This window comes from Tardiphaga sp. OK246 (genome assembly GCF_900188215.1).
Taxonomy (GTDB): Bacteria; Pseudomonadota; Alphaproteobacteria; order Rhizobiales; family Xanthobacteraceae; genus Tardiphaga; species Tardiphaga robiniae.
Window position 1 is genome coordinate 371749 of sequence record NZ_FZOX01000003.1, and the last position, 21431, is coordinate 393179.

Below are 21431 nucleotides of genomic sequence, written 5' to 3' on the forward strand. Positions count from 1 at the left end.
GGTTGACCAAAATACGGCGTTGGGCGAGCATCAGCGTCACATCGAAAACGGGGGGACAGGGCCATGCGCGTCACGACGTCTGCCGGAGCTTTCGAAGCGAGCGCGATCGCGGGCACGCGCGCAATCATGATCGCCCTCAATTGCGACGAGGCAGCTTGCAAGGGGCTGCTGGGATTTGCGTTCCAGCGCGCCAAGGGGGCCGGCAGACCGGAATTCCTGCGCTCGCTGAAAGTGTTCGAAGAGGTCGAGCCAGAGCCCGACACCGAGCACGGAGAGTATTTCACCGACAAATTTCCGATCCAGAGTTTCCTCTGGAGCGACTACACCGCGGAGCCCGGCACGACCTATCACTTCGAGGTCATCCCCGTATTTGGCGATCCGACCGCGCCTGAACTGCGCGACGCCGAAAAGCTCGCCTTCACCGTCACGACGGAGAAGGAGGACGATGGTCAACACGGCATCTGGTTCAATCGCGGCGCCATCGCCAGCCAGGCCTATGCGCGCAAGTTCAAGAACCACAAGCCGACCGACGCGGAGATGGACAATCCGAAGGACAAGCACACGGTCTGGCTCTCGCGCGGCCTGCTGGAGGCCTGCCTGGACTATATCGACACGACGAAGAAGAGCGAGGCGCTGCGCGCCTGCATCTACGAATTCACTTACGCGCCCATCATCGAAGCGTTGAAGGCCAAGATCGATGACGGCTTCGACGTCCGGCTGATCGTGCATGACGACAAGAAGGGCAAGAACCGCAAGGCGATGAAGGCCGCCGGCCTCGACGTCAAGGCGAAACACAATGGCGAGCCGGTCGTGATCTGGCGCACGCGGCCGCCGATCCCGCACAACAAGTTCATCATCAAGCTCGACGGCGACGCGCCGCAGAAAGTCTGGACCGGCTCGACCAACATCACGCCGTCCGGCTTCCTCGGCCAGTCGAATGTCGGCCACCTCGTCCATGACAGCGACGTCGCCGAGCAATACCTGAAATACTGGACGATCCTGAGCGACAATCCGACCGGCAAGCCGGCGAAGGAAGGCGTCGCGGAGATCTCGCCCTACCCGCCCGCGCTCGTGAAGGAGGGATCGCAGACCTGCATCTTCTCGCCGCGCCAGACGGCGTCGATGCTGAACTGGTATGCCGACCGGATGAGCGACGCCACGTCGTCGATCATGTTCACGGCCGCGTTCAACGTCGCCGCCGATTTCATCGAGCCGCTGGCGCGCGACCGCGACTTCCTGCGCTTCGTGCTCAAGGAGAAGCCGCCCACCGCCGACGAGCGCAAGGCGCTCAAGGGCGACCGCGACCTGCAGATCTCGTTTGGCGCCGTGCTCGGCGCCGAGTTCAAGGTGGTCGACGGCAAGCTGGTCGCCAAGCGCAAGGTGAAGGAGTTTCCGCTCGACCGCTGGTTTCTCAAGGAGGAGCTCACCCGCGACGAAGGCAACATCTTCTTCGTTCACACGAAATATCTGCTGATCGATCCCCTCAGCGACGATCCCCTGATCTGCACCGGCTCGGCGAATTTCTCGGAGGGGTCGCTGACCACCAATGACGAAAACATGATCCTGATCCGCGGCTCGACCCGCGTGGCGGACATCTACATGACCGAGTTCGACCGCCTGTTCCGGCATTTCTATTTCCGCGATGTCGCCAATGACGTGGCCAGCAAACGCAAAAAAGGCGAGAAGCCGGAAAAGGTGTTCCTCGATCCGGACGACAGATGGACGCAGAGCTATTTCAAGCCCGGCGGATTCAAGTCGCGGCGCCGCGAGATGTTCTTCACGATCCCGGCGTCCAACTGGACCGTCAATGCCGCAACCCACAGCGATGACGAACCGGTGCGTCCGCCGAAAAAGAAGAAAGCGGCGAAGGCTGTAGCGAAGAAGGCGAAGACGAAGACAGCCAAGAAGAAAACAACGAAGAAGACGGCAAAGGCCGCGTCGGCCAAAAAGGCAAAAGCCAAGACAACCAAATCCAAGAAGGTCGCGAAGGCAAAGGTCAAAAAAGCAAAGACCAAACCGACCAAGGCGAAGAAAGCCAAGACCAAGAAGTCAAAGACCAAGAAATCAAAAGCCAAGTCGAAACGCTGAGCGGGGCAACACGCCGGAGCCCCCCCGCGCCCGGCGCTAGCTCAGCACGCCCGTCCCGTCGCGCGGCGCGCCGCCGCGGGTGGCGGCGGCCTTGATGCCCCAGTCGGCCATGAATTTCGGCCGCGGTCTGTCCTGCAGCACCAGCGCCCCGGCGACCAGTGCGCGTGTCGGGATCGCGTCGCGGTCGATGGCGCCTTCGAGGGTCATGGCGAGGTCGCGCGCGAAGACGCGGTTGCCGATGTGCCAGGAATGGGTGAAGTCGCCGAAGAACGTGCTCTTCTTCGGATCGAGCGTGGCGAAATAGTCCCCGCAATTGACATTGGTGGCTTTCGAATGCGCGTCCGCCGGCAGGCCGACGCGGCCCGCGCGCGGCGCCACGCCGAGCCGCTTGGCATTGGAGGCTGCCAGCACGCTGTCATAGGGGTTGGAATAGTTGGTCAGGCGCAGGATGCGCTTGAACATCGGCCCCGACCAGGAGTCATTCGCCGACAGGCTCGACGACGCCACGTCGCCGGCAATGAAGGCGACCTGGCTGACGCGCCAGTTGCTCTTGAACAGCGCGCCGTCCTTCTCCGCCTGCACGAAGGCTTCCATGGCCACATAGGCGCCGGTGGAATGGCCGAGCAGATGGACATTGGTGACGCAGTCCTTCTCCTGCCCCTGCGCCAGCACGGTGATGCAATCGCTCACCAGCTTCACCGCCACTTCGGCGCCCTTGGAGCGATCCTGCCAATAGGCCAGCGTCTCGTTGTCGCTCGGCCAGTCGAAGCCGATGACGAGGCCCTTCCAGCCCTCGGCCTTGAGATCCTTCGCCAGTTGGCGCTGGCGCTTCATGATGATGTCGAGATCGTTGTTGTAGCCGTGGATGAAGACGAGGATGTCGCCGGCTACGCTGATCGAATTCTGGTTGGGATCGCCGTCTGCGATATCGCGCACCTCCTTCACCCATTTGGCGAGATCGGTCTTGCTCGACGTCGCCATCGCCGGCGTCGGGATCGCCACATTGGTCGGCACCCGCAGATAGCGGATGGTGCCGACATTCTCGTTGAAGGCAGCGCCCGAAATGCCGCGCGCGGTGATCAGATAATCGACACCTGCCATGAAATCCCCCTGCCGTTCCCGCCGGGTTTCCTCCGCATCGCGCCGCCCCCTCTTTGTGAGCCAGGCACGATCGACGTGTGCCAGCCTATCGCGCCATCACAGGTGCAGCCAAGTGACCGGATGCGCGCCTCCCACGATATCGGCGACGACGGACGGCGATGCACCGGACGCCGCACGCCCGGCTTGCGCAATCCTGTACATAGGTATATATTCTTTAACATGACCCATCCCTTCTTCGGCCCCATCCTCCGCCTTCGCGTCACGCCCGATGAGCCCGAGGCGCCGGATGCCTTTGTGGGCGGCCCGCGCGTGCGCGGCTCAAAGCGGCCGCATGGGGATGCCAAATGCGCGCAGGTGCGCCGCCTGATCGAGACGACGGTGCTGACCTATGGCGAGATCGCGAAGCAAACTGGCGTCGGCCGCGCCTCGATCTGCCGCTGGACGCGCGACGGCGGCTGGCAGCGTCCGCTCTTCGCGCCGCGCGCCACCGACACCGTGCCCTCCGCCCGCGCCTCGCAGAAGCTCAAGCTGCGCAAACTCGCCGAGCGGCTCCACGCGCTGGCGGAGCGCGCGGTGCGCGAACTGGAAGCGCAGCCCGATGTCGATATCGACCGCCTGATGCAGGCCCTGCAGGTGCTGAAGATGGCGCGGCTGGAGGCCATGGGCCGCCGGCGCCCGCGTCGCCCCATCGACATGCCCGCGCGCACCGGCCGCGAGATGATGGAGCGCGACGCTGCGATCCGCACCGCGCTGAAAGAGATGCGCCGCGGCGGCGTCGATGTGACACAGATTCCGGACGACGCGATGGCGCTGCTGGAAGCGGCGCATACGCCGCCGGAGCGGGATCATCCGGCCCTGCGGCCAAGGGGGAGCAGGCGGAGATGATGGCCCCGCCCCTCACACCTCCACCGGCAGATAGAAATCGATCACCGCGCCCTTCTTGGTCGGCGCGAACTCGCTGTCATAGCGCTCGAAATCCGGCCGGTCGGCGACCGTCAGGCCAGAGGCCGGCACAAGCTCGCCCCAGATTGTCGCCATCGCGTGCTTGATCTGCGGATGCACCGCGCCGCCATTCAGCACGATGCGAAACACCGCATAACGCGACGCTTCGATACGCTTCGCCGCAAAGCCCTCAGGCAGCGCCGCGTCTTCCGCGACACCGACGCCGGCCATGTAATCGAAACTGCCTTCGGCACGGTCGACATTCCAGACCACGCCATAGGTGGTCCAGCTCGGCGCCTGCCCTTCAAACGGCAATGCGCCCATCAGCTTCGACCACAGTTGCGGAATCTGAGCCTTGTTCGCCTCATCGAACCGCGCTGCAGGACCTGCGACGGTGAAACCGTCCAGCGCCACCAGGTCCGGCAAGCGGGTGACAGCGACGGCGACGTCATCGGGCATGGTCATCGGATATTGTCCTTCGATGGGAGTGACACTGAAGCCGCGGCGAAACCGCCCGGGCGACACGCCGAACAGGCGGGCAAACGCGCGGGTGAACGCCTCCTGCGAGTCGAAGCCGCAATCGAGTGCGAGATCGACCAGCCGCAGATCGGGATCGGCCGTCAGCCGCTGCGCCGCGCGCACCAGCCTGCGCCCGCGCACATGGGCCATCACGCCCCGCCCCATCGCGGCCGAGAACAGCCGCGAGAAATGATAGGGCGAGAGACTGGCGCGCGCGGCGATCGTCTCGACGCTCAGGGGATCGTCGAGATGCTGCTCGATCCAGGCGAGAACGGCGACGAGGTCAGGCGTGCGGTGCGGGACGGGCTGGTTCATACGGTCGATATGGCACGGGCGGATGGGGGTGTCTTGACCGGTCTTGCTGTCTCACAGCGCTAACCGAAAGCATAGCCCGCTGGTCGATGGCCTCGGCAGCAGGTCTCCCGCTCGTGAAACTGATCTGTCCAAGTCACCAACGAGGCATGTAATTTTTAAGTGCTAAGACGTTAGCGTCGATAGCTGCGGATCGCTGTGCGGCACCGACGATTTTATATGTCTCGATCAAGTGAACAGAGACTTTCGTCTTCCTCGCAAAGCGCTCAACCTCTCGCAAAGTTTCCCCATGAGAGCGGCTAGCAAAAACCATGACCCTAAGCCCGCTATAGCGGGTGAGAAATTTACGACCCGCAATGATGAAATCGATATTGTCTCCGCTGCCGCTAACGCCGACAGCGTAACCATATCGAGGCATGGGAAATATGCCCAAGACATCGCCTTTGGCTCTCTCATACTTGAGATATTTGGCGGTAAAGCTTCGGATGATAGTGCTTTTTCCAGTTGAGCCTGGTCCCGTCACGCAAACGATACTCAAAGCCATCTTCATGCATCCAATAAAAAAATGATTGAGCGCGAAAACTTCGCAAACGTCATTTGGACACGCTACGCAGCACCCAAAACTGGCGGGCTAAATCAAATTCATATCGCTTTGTTCATGCGAGCTACTCGTTTGATAGACCCTACCGAGCTCTCAATGGAAATACACAAAACTGACGCGACTTTCCGCAGCCAACGGATAGATAAAAATGCGCTTAAGTTGCACAAGGCTCTGTATCGAGTATTCTTCCTTAAGTTGCAATGATATTTTGATTGGTCCCGACCGAAATGGTTGAACAAAAAACAACAGTGCCCACCGAAGCCGAAAAAATCCTTCAACTCGAAGAGAGTCACTACCTCGACATGAAGGCGGCTGAGATCAAACCCGCTAAGCTGTCAGAAACCATCTCCGCATTCGCCAACACTTCCGGCGGTGAGATTTTCGTTGGCGTAGGAGAGAAGCGACAAGAAGACGGCTCCCGGCTGAGGTATTGGTCGGGCTTCCCAAACATGGAAGCAGCCAACGCTCACATCCAAATACTGGATGGCATGGGCGCACTCGGTAATCACTATCGCGCCTCATTTATTCACGTTCCAGGCCGCGAGCATAGCCATCCAGGTTACGTTCTGCATCTTACGATTGCCAAAACAAGAGACATACTTCGAGCAACAGATAATTTCCCATATATCCGACGAAACGCATCGAACCTCCGAGTAGCTACAGAAGACGGCGTTCGCCGACTGCAATTGGACAAGGGCATTGCTACCTTTGAGGACGAAGTCGTGGCGGTGAAAGCCAGCACAATAACGAACTCCAAAGTTATGCTAAGTTTTGCCCTGGCTGTTGTACCAAGTGCCGAACCCGAAGAATGGGCAGAATCTCAATTCATCACGTTAGATGATCGACCTACGGTAGCAGGTGTTCTGCTTTACGCAGACCAACCCCAAGCAGCTCTTCCGAAACGATCTGCTATCAAAATATTTCGCTACAAGACGCGAGAGGAGGAAGGCACGCGGGAGACCCTTGCCTTCGACCCCGTCACCGTGGAAGGGCCGATTTACAATCTGATTTCTGACGCCGTGAGCGGGACAAAGAAAATTGTCGAAGGGATTCAGCGCCTCGGCGTGAACGGCTTAGAGAACATCACCTATCCGCATGAGACTTTGCACGAAATCGTCACGAACGCAGTCCTCCACAGGGACTACAGCATAGCGTCTGATATTCAAATTCGAATTTATGACAATCGCATTGAAGTCGAAAGCCCCGGTCGACTTCCTGGTCATGTAACGACAGAGAATGTGCTCCGCGAGCAGTCTGCAAGAAATCCGAAGATCGTTCGGCTAATTAACAAATTTCCCGACCCACCAAACAAGGACGTCGGAGAAGGATTGAATACAGCGTTCGAAGCCATGAAAGCGCTGAGGCTAAAGGAGCCTGAGATTGAAGAGAATGAACATTCCGTCGTCGTTTATGTGAGTCACAGCTCACTCGCATCACCAGAGGAAACGGTGATCGAATTTCTTAAGACTCACAGCGAAATTACAAATCGAATTGGCCGCGACTTAACCGGCATTCGGTCCGAAAACTCTATGAAGGACGTCTTCCTACGTCTCAAGAAGCGCGCTCTAATCGAGCCAGTGCCAGACAAGCGAGGCAACCTGGCTTCGTGGCGCAAGTGCGTCAAAGACATGCCGGAGAGACACGATAGAATCGATACGAAGAAATTGGATCAGCCAAATTTCGAGGGACAGATCTCGTCGAAATCTCTCCAGACTCCTTCTATTGAGCCGGACAAAGTGTGGCCCGGCATGTGGCGCGTCCAACTTCCGGATGGCACGTTTAGCGATCTTACAAACAGGACAAGAGCTAAAGATCTACTCATTTCGCTAGGTCGATCCACGAACAAGTAGTCGCGAGATCGTGGCGACGCCCTGGGTAGCCCATGGTTCGAGACGGAACTTCGCCGCTCTTACCATGGGCACCTAAAGGGATAGCTGTCGCCTACCCCTCCTTGAACCCATATTCCGGCACATTGCCGCTCGCCCCGTAATACTTGTACGGCAGGAACTTGCCGGACATCGTGATCTGGACGCGGTCGCCCTTGGGATTGGCGATGCGCTGCATCACCATGTCGAAATCGATCGCCGACATGATGCCGTCGCCGAATTCCTCCTCGATCAGCGCCTTCCAGGCCGGGCCGTTCACCATCACCATCTCGTAGAAGCGATAGATCAGTGGATCCTGCGGCGGCATCTGCACGTTTTCGGCGCGCATCGGGATCTCGTTGAGCATCGCGGTCTCGCTCTTCGAGAGGCCGAACAGCTCGCCGGCATTGGCCGCCTGCGGCTTGGTCAGCTTCATGTTGCCGAGAATGGCGCCGACGATCAGCACTTCGCTGTAGCCGCCGATCTGCTCGCAGATATATTTCCAGGTCCATTCCTTCTCGCGCTTGATGTCGAGCAGCTTTTCGGTGAGGTCGGATCGCAGCATGGTCGTTTCTCCTTGGGTCTTAAGGCTTCGGTTGACGCGGCTAGCGCGTCGCGCTGTGAAGAGACGGCATCACCGATGTTTCAGTGAGTGGCGCCTCGGGGAATGCGGGCCGGACCACCGGCACATGGCGCGGGTCGTGGTGCGGCGTGGTGGCGGTGAAGGTCTTGCTGCGCGTCACCAGGAAATCGATGATGTGGTTGCGCAGCGCGTAATAATGCGGGTGCTTGTGCAGATCGATGCGCGAGCGATCCCGCGGCAGCGGGTTCTCGACGATCTCCGCCAGCACGGCGCCGGGGCCGTTGGTCATGAGGAAGATCTTGTCGGCGAGATACATCGCCTCGTCGACGTCATGGGTGATCATGAAGGTGGTCTGGCCGGTCTCCAGCGTCACGCGCCGCACCTCGTCCTGCAGCGTGCCCCGCGTCAGCGCGTCGAGCGCCGAGAACGGCTCGTCCATCAGCATGATCTTCGGCGTGATCGACAGCGCGCGCGCGATGCCGACGCGCTGCTTCATGCCGCCGGACAGTTCCGACGGCCGCTTGTGCTCGGAGCCCGTGAGGCCGACCTTGTCGATATAGGTCTGCGCATGGGCGCGGACTTTTGTTTTGTCCCACTTGCGCCATTTGGACGACACCGCATAGGCGATGTTGCCCATGACCGTCAGCCACGGCAGCAGCGCGTGGCTCTGGAAGATCACCGCGCGGTCGAGGCTGGTGCCTGATATCGCCTGGCCGTCGACGATCACGGTGCCCTCGGAGGGTTCATCCAGCCCGGCAAGGATGTTCAGCACCGTGGTCTTGCCGCAGCCGGAATGGCCGATGATGCAACCGAACTCGCCAGGTGGCATCGACAGCCAGAGATCCTCGAAGATCGTGGTCGCGCCGCCGGACGCCGCCGGATAGCGCTTGGCGATGCCTTCGATGGAGATGAATTTGGTGGTCATGACGATACTTTCAGCGACGCGCCACTCCTTCTCCCCGCTTGCGGGGAGAAGGTCGGGATGAGGGGGAGTCGCAGCGACGTCGTGCTGCCGAGAGTCCCCCTCACCCGACTTCCACGCGCTGCGCGCGTTACAGTCGACCTCTCCCCGCCTGGCGAAGCTTCGCTTCGCTGTGCGGGGCGAGGTAAGGAAGGAGCGGCATTCATCAAGATTACAAATCCCATCGCATTCACTCCGGAAACGTGACCATGCGGGTGAAGCGTGCCAATATCTGGTCGAGCAACATGCCGACGATCCCGATCAGCAGGATCGCGATAATCACATTTGTGATCGATAAATTATTCCATTCGTTCCAGACGAAGTAACCGATCCCCGTCCCGCCGACCAACATTTCAGCGGCAACGATGACGAGCCATGCGATGCCGATGGAAATGCGCATGCCGGTAAGGATCGTTGGCGCGGCTGCAGGAAGAATGACGGTGAAGGCGCGGCGGAAGGTGCCGACTTCCAGCGTGCGCGCGACATTGATCCATTCCTTGCGCACGGCGGCGACGCCGAAGGCGGTGTTGAGCAGCATCGGCCACACCGAGCAGATGAAGATCACGAAGATCGCCGACAGGCTGGAATCCTTGATGGTGTAGAGCGCCAGCGGCATCCAGGCGAGCGGCGAGATCGGCTTCAGCACCTGGATGAACGGATCGAGCGCCTTGTTCATCAGCGGCGACATGCCGATCAGGAAGCCGAGCGGAATCGCGACGATGACGGCGATGAGATAGCCGAGCCCGACGCGACCGATCGAGTAAGCGAGCTGGATGCCGAGCCCCTTGTCGTTCGGCCCGTTGTCATAGAACGGCCGCTTCAGGTGCTCCCAAAGTTTGGCGCCGACATCGAGCGGACCGGGCATCGCGGATTTGCCCGAGGTCGCCGTGAGGCCCATCAGTTTCGCGTATTCGGGCGACATGGTGCCGACGCTAGCAGTCTGCCGCGTGGCGAGGTGCCACACGCCGATGAAGGCGAGGAAGATCGCGATGGAGACGACGGCGGCGCGGAAGCGAAGGGATTGGATCACTGCCTTCTCCCCGCTTGCGGGGAGAAGGTGGCCCGGCATAGCGCAGCGACGCCGGGTCGGATGAGGGGGACTCTCCGCAAACTGCGGAGCGTGTGGAGAGTCCCCCTCACCCGACTTCCACGCGCTGCGCGCGCTCCAGTCGACCTCTCCCCGCAGGCGGGGAGAGGCAAGGAAGAAGCGCTCGCGACAACCATTCTCACGTCGCCTTCCTGATCTTAAAACTCGCCAGATACTCCTTCGGCTTCTCCGGATCGAAGGTCTTGCCCATCACCGCGAACGATTTGTAGCTCGTCGCCGGCGGGGTCAGGCCCATCTCCTTCATCACCTTGGCGGTGTCGGTGGCGAGATAGATCTGTTCGGCGACGCCCTTGTAGTCGACGTCGCCCTTGATCTGGCCCCAGCGCTGCATCTGGGTCATCATCCAGACCGCGAAGGACTGCCACGGGAACGGATCGAAATCGACGCGCTTGGCGTCGGTCTTGATGCCGCCGAGGCCGTCGGCATAGGTGCCGGTCAGCACCTGCTCCAGCACCACCGGCGGCGCGTTGAGATAGGCCGCCGGCGCGATGGCTTCGGCGATGGACTTGCGGTTCTCCGCCTTCGACGCATAGGCGGTGGCATCGACGATGGCGCGCGTCAGCGCGGCGAAGGAATTCGGCGACGTGGTGATGAACTCCTTCGAGGCCGCAAAGCTGCAGCACGGATGGCCGTCCCAGATTTCCTTCGACAGGATGTGCATGAAGCCGACGCCGTCATAGATCGCGCGCTGGCAGATATTGTCGGGCGCGAGGAAGCCGTCGATATTGTCGGCGCGCAGATTGGCGACCATTTCCGGCGGCGGCACCGAGCGGAGCTGCACGTCGGTATCGGGATCGATGCCGTGCTCGGCGAGATAATAGCGCAGCAGATAGTTGTGCATCGAATAGTCGAACGGAATGGCGAGCTTGAAGCCTTTCCAATCCCGGGGGTCGCGCTTGTCCTTGTGCTTCATGGCCAGCGTGATGCCCTGGCCGTTGATGTTCTCGATCGCCGGCACGGTGTAGGGGATCGGCTGCGAGCCGAGGCCCAGCGAGATCGCGATCGGCATCGGCGCCAGCATATGCGCGGCGTCGTATTCCTTGTTGATGGTCTTGTCGCGGATGACGGCCCAGCCGGCGGTCTTCACCACTTCGACATTGAGGCCCTGCTTTTTGTAGAACCCAAGCGGATCGGCCATGATGATCGGCGTCGCGCAGGTGATCGGGATGAAGCCGACCTTGAGATCGGTTTTTTCGAGCTTGCCCGCTCCCTGCGCGAACACCTCGGTCGCCGTCTTGATCGGGAAGAACTGCGACAACGCCGCCAGCGCGCTGGACGCGCCGACCGATTTCAGGAAGGCGCGGCGCGCGACCTCTTTCGGGAACACCGCGCGCATCACCGCCGAGGCGACGACGCCCTCGTAGCGTTTGTCCTCGGTCTCGGGAATGTCGCAGCGAAGCTGCAGCGTGGCCTCATGCTCGGACTGGCTGGCGTGCTGGCCGCAACTGCAGGCGCCGGCGCGCAAGCGGCGGGCGGGATCGAACGGATTGTCGAATGTGGACATGTGACCTCCTCGGTGACGCTCCGGTCAATTACGCAAGGAGTGTGCCAGCCCGGCGCGCGCCGGAATGTCCAATCGCCGCAGGCATTTCGGGCCTGCATTGGCGATTACGAGAATTCGTGCTACACGAAAATTCGTAGCCTGATTACGATTTTTCGGAGTTTCGCCGATGGATTTGGCAACCGCCCAGCCGCCTGATTTGCGCACCATCGCCTTCGATTATTCGGTCGAGCCGACGCTGCTGCTCGATCCCCATGCCGACCAGATCATCGACGCCAATCCGGCTGCCTGCACCCTGCTCGGCTATGACCGCGCGCTGCTGCGCCAGATCAAGATCAGCGCGCTGCATGCGGGCCAGTTGCCGGCGCTGATCGTGTTCACCCAGGCGGTGCTGGCCAAGGGCTCCTACTGGACCAACACGCTGACGCCGCGCCACGCCACCGGCGAAGCGTTGCAGCTCGAATATGCGGGATCGCTGGTGCCGCAAGGCGAACGCGCGCTGCTGCTGCTCACCATGAGCGATCTCGAGCAGCGTCGCCGCCGCCATGTGGACGCCGCCGCCGAGGATCACATGCGCGGCGGCATTGCCGCCTGGCAGCGCGTCGAGCGCGTGTTTCAGGACATCGAGCGCGAGAACCAGTTGATCCTGCGCGCCGCGGGCGAAGGCATCTACGGCGTCAATGCCGACGGCAAGACCACCTTCGTCAATCCCGCGGCGGAGCGCATGCTGGGCTGGACCGCCGATGAACTCGTCGGCAAGGAAATCCACCCCATCGTGCATCACAGCCATCACGATGGCAGCCACTATCCGGATCACGACTGTCCGATCTATGCGGCGTTTCGCGACGGCGCCGTGCACAATGTCGACAACGAGGTGTTCTGGCGCAAGGACGGCTCGCCGGTCTGGGTCGAATACACATCGACCCCGATCCGCGACCGCCACATGGTGGTCGGCGCCGTGATCGTGTTTCGCGATGTCAGCCAGCGCCGCGAAGCCGATGAAAAGCTGCATGCCGCATTGGCCGAAGTCGACCGGCTGCGCGAGCGTCTCGAACTCGAAAACGCCTATCTGCAAGAGGAAATCCGCATCGAGACCAATCCGCGCGGCATCATCGGCCAGAGCGAGGCGATCCAGAAGACGCTGCGGCAGGTCAAGCTGGTGGCGCCGACCACCGCGGCGGTGATGATCACCGGCGAGTCCGGCACCGGCAAGGAACTGATCGCACGCGCGATCCATGAAGCCTCCGGCCGCCGCGACCGTCCGCTGATCCGCGTCAATTGCGCGGCAATCCCGCGCGAATTGTTCGAGAGCGAATTCTTCGGCCATGTGCGCGGCGCCTTCACCGGCGCCGTGCGCGACCGCATCGGCCGGTTCGAGCTGGCCGATGGCGGCACGCTGTTTCTCGATGAGGTCGGCGAGATCCCGCTGGAGCTGCAGGGCAAGCTGCTGCGCGTGCTGCAGGAAGGCAATTTCGAACGCGTCGGCGAGGAACGCACCCGCTCGGTCGACGTCCGCGTCATCGCCGCCACCAACCGCAACCTGAAACAGGAAGTGGCGCGCGGACGGTTTCGCGAGGACCTGTATTTCCGGCTCAACGTGTTTCCCGTGGAGTCGGTGCCGCTGCGCGACCGCCGCGAGGACATTCCCCTGCTGGCGCAGCACTTCCTGCTCAGCGAGAAACTGAAGTCCGATCTGCGATTGTCCGAAGGCGATGCGCGGCGGCTGTCGCGCTACGACTGGCCCGGCAATGTGCGCGAATTGCAGAACGTGATCGAGCGCGCGGTGATCCTGTCGCAGAGCGGCCGGCTGCGGATCGACCTGCCCGATGCGCCCGGCCCGCACCATGCCGCAGGCGCGCATCGCGTGAAGTCCGACGCCCGGCCGGCGGTGATGACATCAGCCGAACTGCGCGATCACGAACGCAGCAACATCCTCGCTGCGCTTGCCGCGACATCCGGCAAGGTGTTCGGCCCCGGCGGCGCGGCGGAGCTGCTGGACCTCAAGCCGACGACGCTGGCGTCGCGGATGAAGGTGCTGGGGATCGAAGGTGCGCGCGGGCGGATGGGCGCGTAAGGCCCCACACCGTCATTCCGGGGCGCGCGGCAAAGCCGCGCGAACCCGGAATCCCGAGATAGTTGAAACTCCGATTGCAAAACACTCGGAGATTCCGGGTTCGCGTCCGGCTGACGCCGTCCACGCCCCGGAATGACGAGCCTAGTTTTGCGAAAACAGCGCGCTCAGCTCGCCGCCGCAGCCGTGACGGCAGCGGCCGCAGCAATACCGCTGCAGCGCCCGCTTGCGCTCTCCCAAAATAGGTATATATTCCACTCCCGATTGACCGCGCTCTGAAGGGAGTCAGCATGCGCTATCCTGCCTATCCTCTGTTTCCCTCCAACATCCGCATCATCGACTCCTCAGCGGAGCCAGTGACACGCCTTCGGGTGACCGATGATGTGGACAACGGACCGCCGCCCGTTCCGGGCGGCCGCCCCAAGGGCTGCAAGAAGCTGCACACCAACGCCACGGTGGCCGCGGCGCGCCGCCTGATCGAGGAGACGACGCTGACCTACAAGCAGATCGCGGCGAGGACCGGCGCAACCCACGGCACCGTCGGGCGCTGGGCCCGCGAGGGCGGCTGGCAGCGTCACCCCTTTGCGCCCGTGGCCAGCGATACGCTACGGGGCGCCCGCGCTGGTCGCCGGCTGAAGCTGCGCGTGCTGCGCGAGAAGCTGCAGGCGCTGGCCGAGCGCTGCGTCACCGAGCTGTGGAACAGCCCCACGGTCGATCTCGACCGGCTGATCCAGGCCATGCAGGTGGTGAAGATGGCGCGGCTGGAAGCGATGGGCAACCGGCGCCCGCGCCGCCGCCCCGATGCGCCGGCGCGCACCGGCCAGGACTGGATCGACCGCGACACCGCGATCCGCAATGCGCTGAAGGAGATGCGCCGCGGCGGCGTCGTGATCGACCGCATCCCCGATGAAGCGATGGCGCTGCTGGAAGAGGCGCATACGCCGCCAGAGCGGGATCACCCGGCGCTGCGGCCGAGGGGGAAGCGAAGGAGGGTGTAGGAGCTGGGGCGATGGTCCGAAGCGCGTTTCGACAGCGTCTGGACGCCCCGCAAACGGACCTACGGTTCGGACGCTCTTTATTGGGCCGAAAATTCGTAACGCATTTGAATTGGAATTTGAGTTTTAAAGACGTGTTCGCCGCCGATGATGTTGGGCCGCATGTTGACCACGCGACCGGCATCTACCGCAATCGTCTCGAAGCAACAATTCTCGGGGAGCTTAATGGCGCTGAGATCGACAGTCATAGCAACATCATCACCGCTTTCAATAAATTCAGAGGCACCCAACTTGAAAGTGCCCATTTCTGCATGACTCGCAACTGTTAGAGGGTCAACATACTCTACCACTGACGCAAGGGTCACCATTTCGATCACGCGCCGTACTTTCGTCGCCAGCTTGATCGATTTGGGATGTTTGCCGTTGACTAAGAGTTCAGCACCAACATCGATATTGACCGTTGCCGAGGCACCGGTCCACTTTTGCTCGTCCAATAGATGCATGATCTGTTGAAATAGCATGTACCAGAGAGACGGACTGATCGGGTTACCGTTGCCGTCGGTTACTTTTGGAAGGGCACCGTCTGGGGGCTCTTTCATAAATAGCGTTACGACCACTTGGGTAAATTCACAAAAAGCAACTCTAAGCGTGCGCCTCCGCCCCCAGTTCTGTATTTCCTCGCTTGATAGCGTGGCAAAATCTCTCAGATGGATGCCGAAGCTGGCAGCCTTTTTCTGGGCCGTTTTGGTAAATCCGGAAGCAGAGACCGCAATAACCGCATCAGCCCCAAGACTGACTCTGCGCCCCATCAATTCTTCGATCCACTGGACATCCTGCGGCCTCGAATGAAGCCGACATTCAACTAACGTTAGACAGTCGTCACGGCGGATCGACACATCAATCTGACGCATTTGGTCCGGAGCATCGGGATCAGGAATGCGATCGTTCCATGTAACGATAGACCCCTCCACCTCGAGCAGCCGATGAATACGTTCGACTTTTCGCTCGAGTTCCGTGTGCGCTCGCGACACTTTCAATACCAAGCTCCCATTCGGCAAGTCGTTAAAATCTTGCACTGCAAAAGGGTGCTACTCATTCAATGTTCTCAGCTAATTCGGGGGCATTTTTCGAGCTAACTAAATTACAGTACTGCAAGAACGATGCATCGGATTGCGGCGTTCGATTATGCCGAGCTTCGTATTTTGCAATCCGCTCCGCAGTGACGGAGGCTCGTGCGAGCTGAAGATCGCAATTGAATGCTGTAATGGCATCTGTAGGAGCAACGAGCTTTGCCGGATTTGGCAGCAATCCTGCCTCGACCGCCGAGTCCCGAACATCGGTGTAAGCGGCTTGCAGAACCTCTAGATCGTCGTGCGACCCAACGAAATCGTCCATGAAGACCGAAATGCGCACCCCATTTGTAACGGCTCGCTCCATCGCGCCCGCGACCGCGGACTTCATTAACACTAGGCTAGCCAAAAGCGGCGACTGGACAAACCCGATGGGAAGAACATGGTCAGGTCCACCAACGATGGGATTCCGTACTGTCGACCATGTTGCCAGCGTGTTCGCTCCACGATATCCAAAAGACCGCAGAGCGCGGGTCACACGCATCCTAGCTATCGAATAGTAGAAGTCCTGGATATCGACCTTAAAAAATAGCCGACTTTCAAGGTGTGCGTGCATGGCGGCTACATGGCCGCCTTCAGCGTAATGATAGTAGTACTCAGGGAATTCGAACTTCGAAAAATACTTCAGTATCCGGCGGCCTTTACGTTCGCACTGCCCGGTAGGAACGAAAATATATCTGCCGCGTGTTCGATACTTGAATTGATAGTTTACGAGCATTGCAGTTGGCGACCTTATTCACGATTTCAATCAAGAGCTTGATAACGGTCAGTACCGGAACCAAAAACTTGGCGATCTCGCGAATAAGGGTCACCATACGTGCAAATTGCTTGCTCATACGGCGTCTCCATCATTTACACCGCCAGCTACCAGCGACACCAAGAATATGGAGCCGACAACCGAGAAGGAGCCCCTCAGCTATTCGCCTCGGAGTGCTTCGAGCCGGAGCGCCTTGCCGCCTAAACGTCTCAGCGCGCCGGGGTCGCTAGGTCTTCGCCAGCGGATGACCAAACATGGGGGATACACAAACAATCTTCAAGAGAAACGTTTAAACTACTCTACCTGACTACGTTAGCCTCGCGCCTGCTGTCTGCTGCGAGCCCGCCCCTTAAGCACTTCCGGGTGTCCTCGCGGGCGGCAGTCACCCTCCGCAGACTGCGTCTCCCTACTTTCCCGCCCTTTCCGCAAACAACTTGTTCAGCTCCCCACCCTTCGCCCCCTGCGCGAAGGCCGTGAACGTCCCTTGCCCGGCGATCTCCTGCGCCGCCTGCATAAAGCCGGCCCAAGCCACGCGTGCGAGTGCGCCGCCGACGCTGATGCGGCGGACGCCGAGGCTGGCGAGGTGCTGCACGGTCATGGTCGGCTGCACAGTGAGGACGTTGAGCGGCTTGCCGCCGATCGCCTTCACCAGCGTGGTGATCTCCTCGTCTGTGGCGACGCCCGGCGCATAGAGGCAATCGGCGCCGGCCTCCGCAAAGGCTATGAGCCGCGCCGTGGTCTTCTTGAGGTCGCGCTCCCCATGCAGAAAACCTTCGCAGCGCGCCACCAGCATCACCGCGGGATCGACGCTGTCGATGGCCGCGCGGGCGGCCTTGATCCGCTCCACGGCGAGATGGTCGTCATAGAGCGGCTTGTCCGGTTTGCCGGTGGAGTTCTCGATGGAGAGGCCGGCAATGCCGCTCTTCACCGCGCGGGCGACATTGGCGGCGACGCCGGCCGGGTCATCGGCAAAGCCGGCCTCGAAGTCGGCATTGACAGGCAGATCGGTGGCGGCCGAGAGCAGCGCGAGATGCTCGATGACGTCGTCTGCAGTGACCTTGTTGTCGGGGCGGCCGGTGGACCAGGCATAGCCGGCTGACGTCGAGGCCAGCGCCTTGAAGCCGAGATGCGCGAGATAGCGGGCGCTGCCGACATCCCAGGGATTGGGCAGCACGAAGCAGCCGGACTCATGGAGCTTGCGGAAGTTCGCGCGCTTCTCGGCGGTGGAGATGGTCATTGGGCCTCCCTTTGTTTTTAGTTCGGATCGCGTTGCTCGCGGTCCGCGACGAACCTCTCAGCCGTCATTGCGAGGAGCGCAGCGACGAAGCAATCCAGAAGCCACAAGGTAAGGTCTGGATTGCTTCGTCGCCAAGAGGCTCCTCGCAATGACGGTTATTCAGGTTCGTAGCCCGGATCGCGCGAAGCGCCACCCGGTTTCAGATCAGCCCTGCCCCGGCATCCCGCTGGCCAGCAAGGCCTCAAGCCGATCCAACTCCGCCGCGATGTCTGATGTCACATCATCCGCCCGCATCGCGATCACGCGGTAGCCGCGCTCCTGCAGCCAAGTCTGACGGGCGGCGCGGTCGCTGACGATCACCTCGGTCTCGCCGGGATTGACCAGCTCGATGGCGATCCGCTCCGGGAAGGAGACGAAATCCGGGATGTGGCGGCCCACCGGGGTCTGGCGCTTGAACTGGCCGGCGAAGCGGCGGTCGGCGCGGAGCTGATCCCAAAGCAGCCGTTCGGCATCGGTCGGGTTGCGGCGGAGCATGCGCGCCAGACCGCGGACAGTGCCGCTCTCATGTGCCTGCGCGCCCTGCCCGTGTTCGGCCAGCAGCGCCCGCAGCCGGGTCGCCTGTTCGCCGTCGAGGACGCCGCCCTTGGCCGGGCCCTTGCGCCCCTCGGCGATGGCCATGACCACGCCGTGCAAGGTGTGCATGTCCTGCTTGGTCGGCTCCATCCGGGTGAAGATGTTGCGCAGGTTGACCAGCATGGTGTCGCGCTTTTCCGGCGGGCGCAGGAATTCGACCTTGTCGAGCTCGCCGACGAGGTTGTCGAAAAAGGCGCTCATCTGGTGCTGCGACGCCGGCTCCGACCGCTCCGGCATGGCATAGGGCAGCGCGTTCGCGGTTGCCTGCTTGAACCATTCATAGCCGCAGAGGAGAACCGCCTGGGCGAGGTTGAGCGAGGCGAAAGCCGGGTTGACCGGGAAGGTGATGATCCGGTTGGCGAGCGCGACCTCCTCGTTCTGCAGCCCGTAGCGCTCGCGGCCGAACAGGATGCCGGCGGTCGCGCCGGTGGCCACATGGGCGATGGTCTCGGCGGCCGCGGCCTCGGGGGCGACCACCGGCTTGGCCTGATCATGCGCCCGGGCGGTGGTGGCAAACAGCAGCGTGCAATCGGCGACCGCCTGCTCGACGGTGTCGAACAGCTCGACCTTGTCGAGGATGTGATCGGCGCCCGACGCTGCCCGGCGGGCATGGACGTTCGGCCAGCCGTCACGCGGATTGACGATGCGCAGCCGGGTCAGGCCGAAATTGCCCATGGCCCGCGCGCACATGCCGATGTTCTCGCCGAGCTGCGGTTCGACGAGTATGACAACGGGGCCGACGAGGTCGGTATGCGCCTTGGTAGAGTCGGTGCCTGAACCGGACATACACTTCACTTTCTGATTCAATCTCTGAAGATCTTGAATCAACCCGTGAAGGTTTTGATTCAACACCTCATCCGGGCTCCCTGCCGATCGCTACATTGTTGAGCGATACAAGGGACTTAGCCGGGCATCTGGATGCGAATAACCCGCTCTCCGGGGCTATCTGCGATGCAGCCCTACGACGAATTGCCGGCGGATGCCAGACGTGGCCTGACAATCCGGATGAAGGCGGGTTCCCGGCCAAGCGTTCGTGAATTGCGGGTCGTAGCGGGGGGTAGGTAATGTGCCGCTCCCGGGAACGACCTTGCAGCCTTCATGCCTCAGCTTATCCTCAGCGTTCACTCCGGCGTCCATGACGCCGCCGTCGCCATTTTCGAAGATTACGATCTGAAGGCCGCCATCGCGCTGGAGCGACTGACCCGGCGCAAGAGCGATGGCAGCGTCCACCCCGATGCGGCCATCGACGAGGTGCTGTCGATCGCCGGCGCCACACGGCGCGATGTCGACGTCGTCGCCTATAGCCGGGCGATGTTTCCCAAGGCCTATTTCCCGCGCCTCGGCGGCCTCCGCTGGCTGCACGAGCAGTATCGCAGCCGGGTCGGCAAGGACCGCCTGCTGCTCGGCGCCGAGCAGTATCGCTACCGCGCGCAGCGGGCAGAGGACGTCTTCGATGCCGCGGCGTGGCGGCGCGACGGCGGTTTCCGCGACGACGCCGCGGTCCATTTTTACAACCACCACGAAGCGCATGCGCTTCCCACTTTGTTCTACAGCCCGTGGCCGGATGCCCTGCTGGTGACGGCCGATGGCGGCGGCGACAATGTCAATTACAGCTACCGGCACTTCGCCGAGCGCCGCCTGACGACGCTCTATGGCGACGACACCTGTCTGTTCCTGCCAAATCCCGTCGACAGCCTGGGCCGCGCCTATAGTGCGGCGACCAAGTCGCTCGGATTTCGACCCAACCGGCACGAGGGCAAGCTGACCGGGCTCGCGGCCATGGGCAAACCGACAGCGGCCGAGACGATTGCCGGGTATTTTTCGGTCACCCAGGACGGACGCATCCAGTCCAGCTTTCGCAGCTATCACCAGATGAACGCGTTGATGCGCCGGCTCGCCAAACAGGCCGGCCGTGCGGATTTTGCGGCGTCGATCCAGAAGGTGCTGGAAGACACCATGCTGCTGTCGCTGCAGCGGCTTTTGCAGCGGCATCCGGCGCGACATCTCGGCCTGTCGGGCGGCGTGTTCGCCAACGTCAAGCTCAACCGCCTGCTCGCCGAGCAATTGCCGATCGATGAACTGTTCATTTTCCCGGCGATGGGCGACGACGGCCTGCCGATCGGCGGGGCGCTGTCCTACCTGATGCAGCGCGACGGCCTGGCGCCGTGGCTGGGCCGCCGCCGCGATCTCGGGGATGTCTATCTCGGCCGCGATTTTCAGGCCGGGCTGGACGCCGGCATCGCAGCCACCCCGGGGATCCACCGCGTCGACGAGGCGCCGGTCGACGGCGCGGTGACGCGGCTGGTGGCGGGCGAGATCGGCGCGATCTTCAATGGCCGGATGGAATACGGCCCCCGCGCGTTAGGTGCCCGGACCATCCTCGCCAATCCGGCCCGGCGCGGCACCCACGACCTCTTGAACGAACGGCTGAGCCGTTCCGAATTCATGCCGTTCGCCCCCGTCATCACCACTGAGCGTGCCGCTGACGTGTTCGACGTCAATCCCGTCAATGCGCGCGCCTGCCGCTACATGACCATCGCCTGCGATGTGAGGCCGGAATGGCGGGGCCGCATCCCCGCCGTGGTCCATGTCGATGGATCGGCGCGGCCGCAGGTGATCGCGCGTCCGGACAACCCGCTCTATTATGACATTGTCGAGGGGTTTGCGCAGGCCAGCGGATTGCCGGTGCTGGTCAATACCAGCTTCAACGTGCACGAGGAGCCCATCGTCAACAGTCCGGACGAGGCACTGCGCGCGCTGCTCGACGGGCGGATCGATTTCCTGGTGACCACGGGCGGCCTGTACCGGCGCGACGCGGCGTAACCGCGCGGCACGGCAGCCTGCCGGTGAGCTGGTACGTGGTGGCGGGCACTGCGGCGCAGGCTGCATTTTGAGCAAAAACAGCCTGCGTTTTGGGCTGAAAATTGCGCCGAAACTGCATGACGCCCCGGCTTTCGCCGGGTCCTGCGCGGTGCTATAGCCCCCCTACAAACCATCCCTCCCGCAACGCGCTAAAGGCCCGAACCA

General features: G+C 61.8%; 18 protein-coding genes. 6 read left to right on the plus strand and 12 right to left on the minus strand.

Annotation, left to right across the window (positions count from 1 at the left end; genetic code table 11):
- Positions 1-63 precede the first annotated feature (63 nt).
- A complete protein-coding gene (locus CHC01_RS14825) occupies positions 64-2088 on the plus strand; it encodes a phospholipase D-like domain-containing protein (RefSeq protein WP_089265038.1) in 2025 nt (674 codons plus the stop codon).
- Between the two features lie 36 nt (positions 2089-2124).
- Here the strand turns inward: CHC01_RS14825 and CHC01_RS14830 are convergent, their stop codons facing one another.
- Positions 2125-3189 carry an alpha/beta fold hydrolase gene (locus CHC01_RS14830; protein ID WP_089265039.1) on the minus strand — a complete coding sequence of 355 codons (1065 nt, stop codon included), beginning with the start codon at positions 3187-3189 and terminating at the stop codon, positions 2125-2127.
- 120 nt (positions 3190-3309) lie between these two features.
- Here CHC01_RS14830 and CHC01_RS14835 point away from each other — a divergent pair, with 120 nt between their 5' ends.
- Positions 3310-4074, plus strand: coding sequence for a hypothetical protein (locus CHC01_RS14835; RefSeq protein WP_244558368.1), 765 nt, complete (start codon positions 3310-3312; stop codon positions 4072-4074).
- Positions 4075-4086: 12 nt separating this feature from the next.
- On the opposite strand, the gene CHC01_RS14840 is transcribed toward CHC01_RS14835, so the two are convergent.
- Together CHC01_RS14840 and CHC01_RS14845 are read right to left on the minus strand one after the other, a co-directional pair.
- Entirely contained in the window at positions 4087-4965 is an 879-nt protein-coding gene (locus CHC01_RS14840; protein WP_089265041.1) for an AraC family transcriptional regulator, read from the minus strand.
- 133 nt (positions 4966-5098) lie between these two features.
- The gene (locus CHC01_RS14845; protein ID WP_141137106.1) at positions 5099-5506 is read right to left on the minus strand and encodes a hypothetical protein; all 408 of its coding nucleotides are present in this window, start codon (positions 5504-5506) and stop codon (positions 5099-5101) included.
- A 269-nt stretch (positions 5507-5775) separates the two neighbouring features.
- On the opposite strand from CHC01_RS14845, the gene CHC01_RS14855 reads away from it, so the two are divergent.
- Complete coding sequence (locus CHC01_RS14855) at positions 5776-7413, plus strand: RNA/DNA-binding domain-containing protein (RefSeq protein WP_210421675.1); 1638 nt, start codon at positions 5776-5778, stop codon at positions 7411-7413.
- A 91-nt stretch (positions 7414-7504) separates the two neighbouring features.
- Here the strand turns inward: CHC01_RS14855 and cynS are convergent, their stop codons facing one another.
- The 4 genes from cynS to CHC01_RS14875 form a co-directional block, all read right to left on the minus strand.
- On the minus strand, positions 7505-7993 hold the full coding sequence (gene cynS, locus CHC01_RS14860) for a cyanase (protein ID WP_089265045.1): 489 nt from the start codon (positions 7991-7993) through the stop codon (positions 7505-7507).
- Between the two features lie 40 nt (positions 7994-8033).
- Positions 8034-8936 (minus strand): ABC transporter ATP-binding protein, encoded by a 903-nt coding sequence (locus CHC01_RS14865; protein ID WP_089265046.1) that lies wholly within the window; start codon positions 8934-8936, stop codon positions 8034-8036.
- A 226-nt stretch (positions 8937-9162) separates the two neighbouring features.
- Positions 9163-10002 (minus strand): nitrate ABC transporter permease, encoded by an 840-nt coding sequence (gene ntrB / locus CHC01_RS14870; RefSeq protein ID WP_089265047.1) that lies wholly within the window; start codon positions 10000-10002, stop codon positions 9163-9165.
- Between the two features lie 196 nt (positions 10003-10198).
- Positions 10199-11584: a CmpA/NrtA family ABC transporter substrate-binding protein gene (locus tag CHC01_RS14875; RefSeq protein ID WP_089265048.1), complete on the minus strand. Its 1386-nt coding sequence runs from the start codon at positions 11582-11584 to the stop codon at positions 10199-10201.
- Positions 11585-11750: 166 nt separating this feature from the next.
- Between CHC01_RS14875 and CHC01_RS14880 the strand changes: the two genes are divergently transcribed.
- Together CHC01_RS14880 and CHC01_RS14885 are read left to right on the plus strand one after the other, a co-directional pair.
- Entirely contained in the window at positions 11751-13655 is a 1905-nt protein-coding gene (locus CHC01_RS14880; protein WP_089265049.1) for a sigma 54-interacting transcriptional regulator, read from the plus strand.
- Between the two features lie 287 nt (positions 13656-13942).
- Positions 13943-14650 (plus strand): hypothetical protein, encoded by a 708-nt coding sequence (locus tag CHC01_RS14885; protein WP_089265050.1) that lies wholly within the window; start codon positions 13943-13945, stop codon positions 14648-14650.
- 77 nt (positions 14651-14727) lie between these two features.
- Here CHC01_RS14885 and CHC01_RS14890 read toward each other — a convergent pair whose 3' ends face one another.
- From CHC01_RS14890 to CHC01_RS14905, 5 genes are all read right to left on the minus strand, one after another.
- The gene (locus CHC01_RS14890) at positions 14728-15678 is read right to left on the minus strand and encodes a restriction endonuclease (protein ID WP_244558405.1); all 951 of its coding nucleotides are present in this window, start codon (positions 15676-15678) and stop codon (positions 14728-14730) included.
- A 61-nt stretch (positions 15679-15739) separates the two neighbouring features.
- On the minus strand, positions 15740-16495 hold the full coding sequence (locus CHC01_RS14895) for a reverse transcriptase domain-containing protein (RefSeq protein WP_089265051.1): 756 nt from the start codon (positions 16493-16495) through the stop codon (positions 15740-15742).
- Positions 16419-16613 carry a hypothetical protein gene (locus tag CHC01_RS32870; protein ID WP_210421686.1) on the minus strand — a complete coding sequence of 65 codons (195 nt, stop codon included), beginning with the start codon at positions 16611-16613 and terminating at the stop codon, positions 16419-16421. Before CHC01_RS32870 ends, CHC01_RS14895 begins: the two co-directional genes overlap by 77 nt.
- 327 nt (positions 16614-16940) lie before the next feature.
- The gene (locus tag CHC01_RS14900; protein ID WP_089265052.1) at positions 16941-17771 is read right to left on the minus strand and encodes an isocitrate lyase/PEP mutase family protein; all 831 of its coding nucleotides are present in this window, start codon (positions 17769-17771) and stop codon (positions 16941-16943) included.
- A 204-nt stretch (positions 17772-17975) separates the two neighbouring features.
- Positions 17976-19190 (minus strand): TrmJ/YjtD family RNA methyltransferase, encoded by a 1215-nt coding sequence (locus tag CHC01_RS14905; RefSeq protein WP_089265053.1) that lies wholly within the window; start codon positions 19188-19190, stop codon positions 17976-17978.
- Positions 19191-19502: 312 nt separating this feature from the next.
- On the opposite strand from CHC01_RS14905, the gene CHC01_RS14910 reads away from it, so the two are divergent.
- The gene (locus tag CHC01_RS14910; RefSeq protein WP_089265054.1) at positions 19503-21227 is read left to right on the plus strand and encodes a carbamoyltransferase C-terminal domain-containing protein; all 1725 of its coding nucleotides are present in this window, start codon (positions 19503-19505) and stop codon (positions 21225-21227) included.
- The last annotated feature ends 204 nt before the right edge of the window (positions 21228-21431 follow it).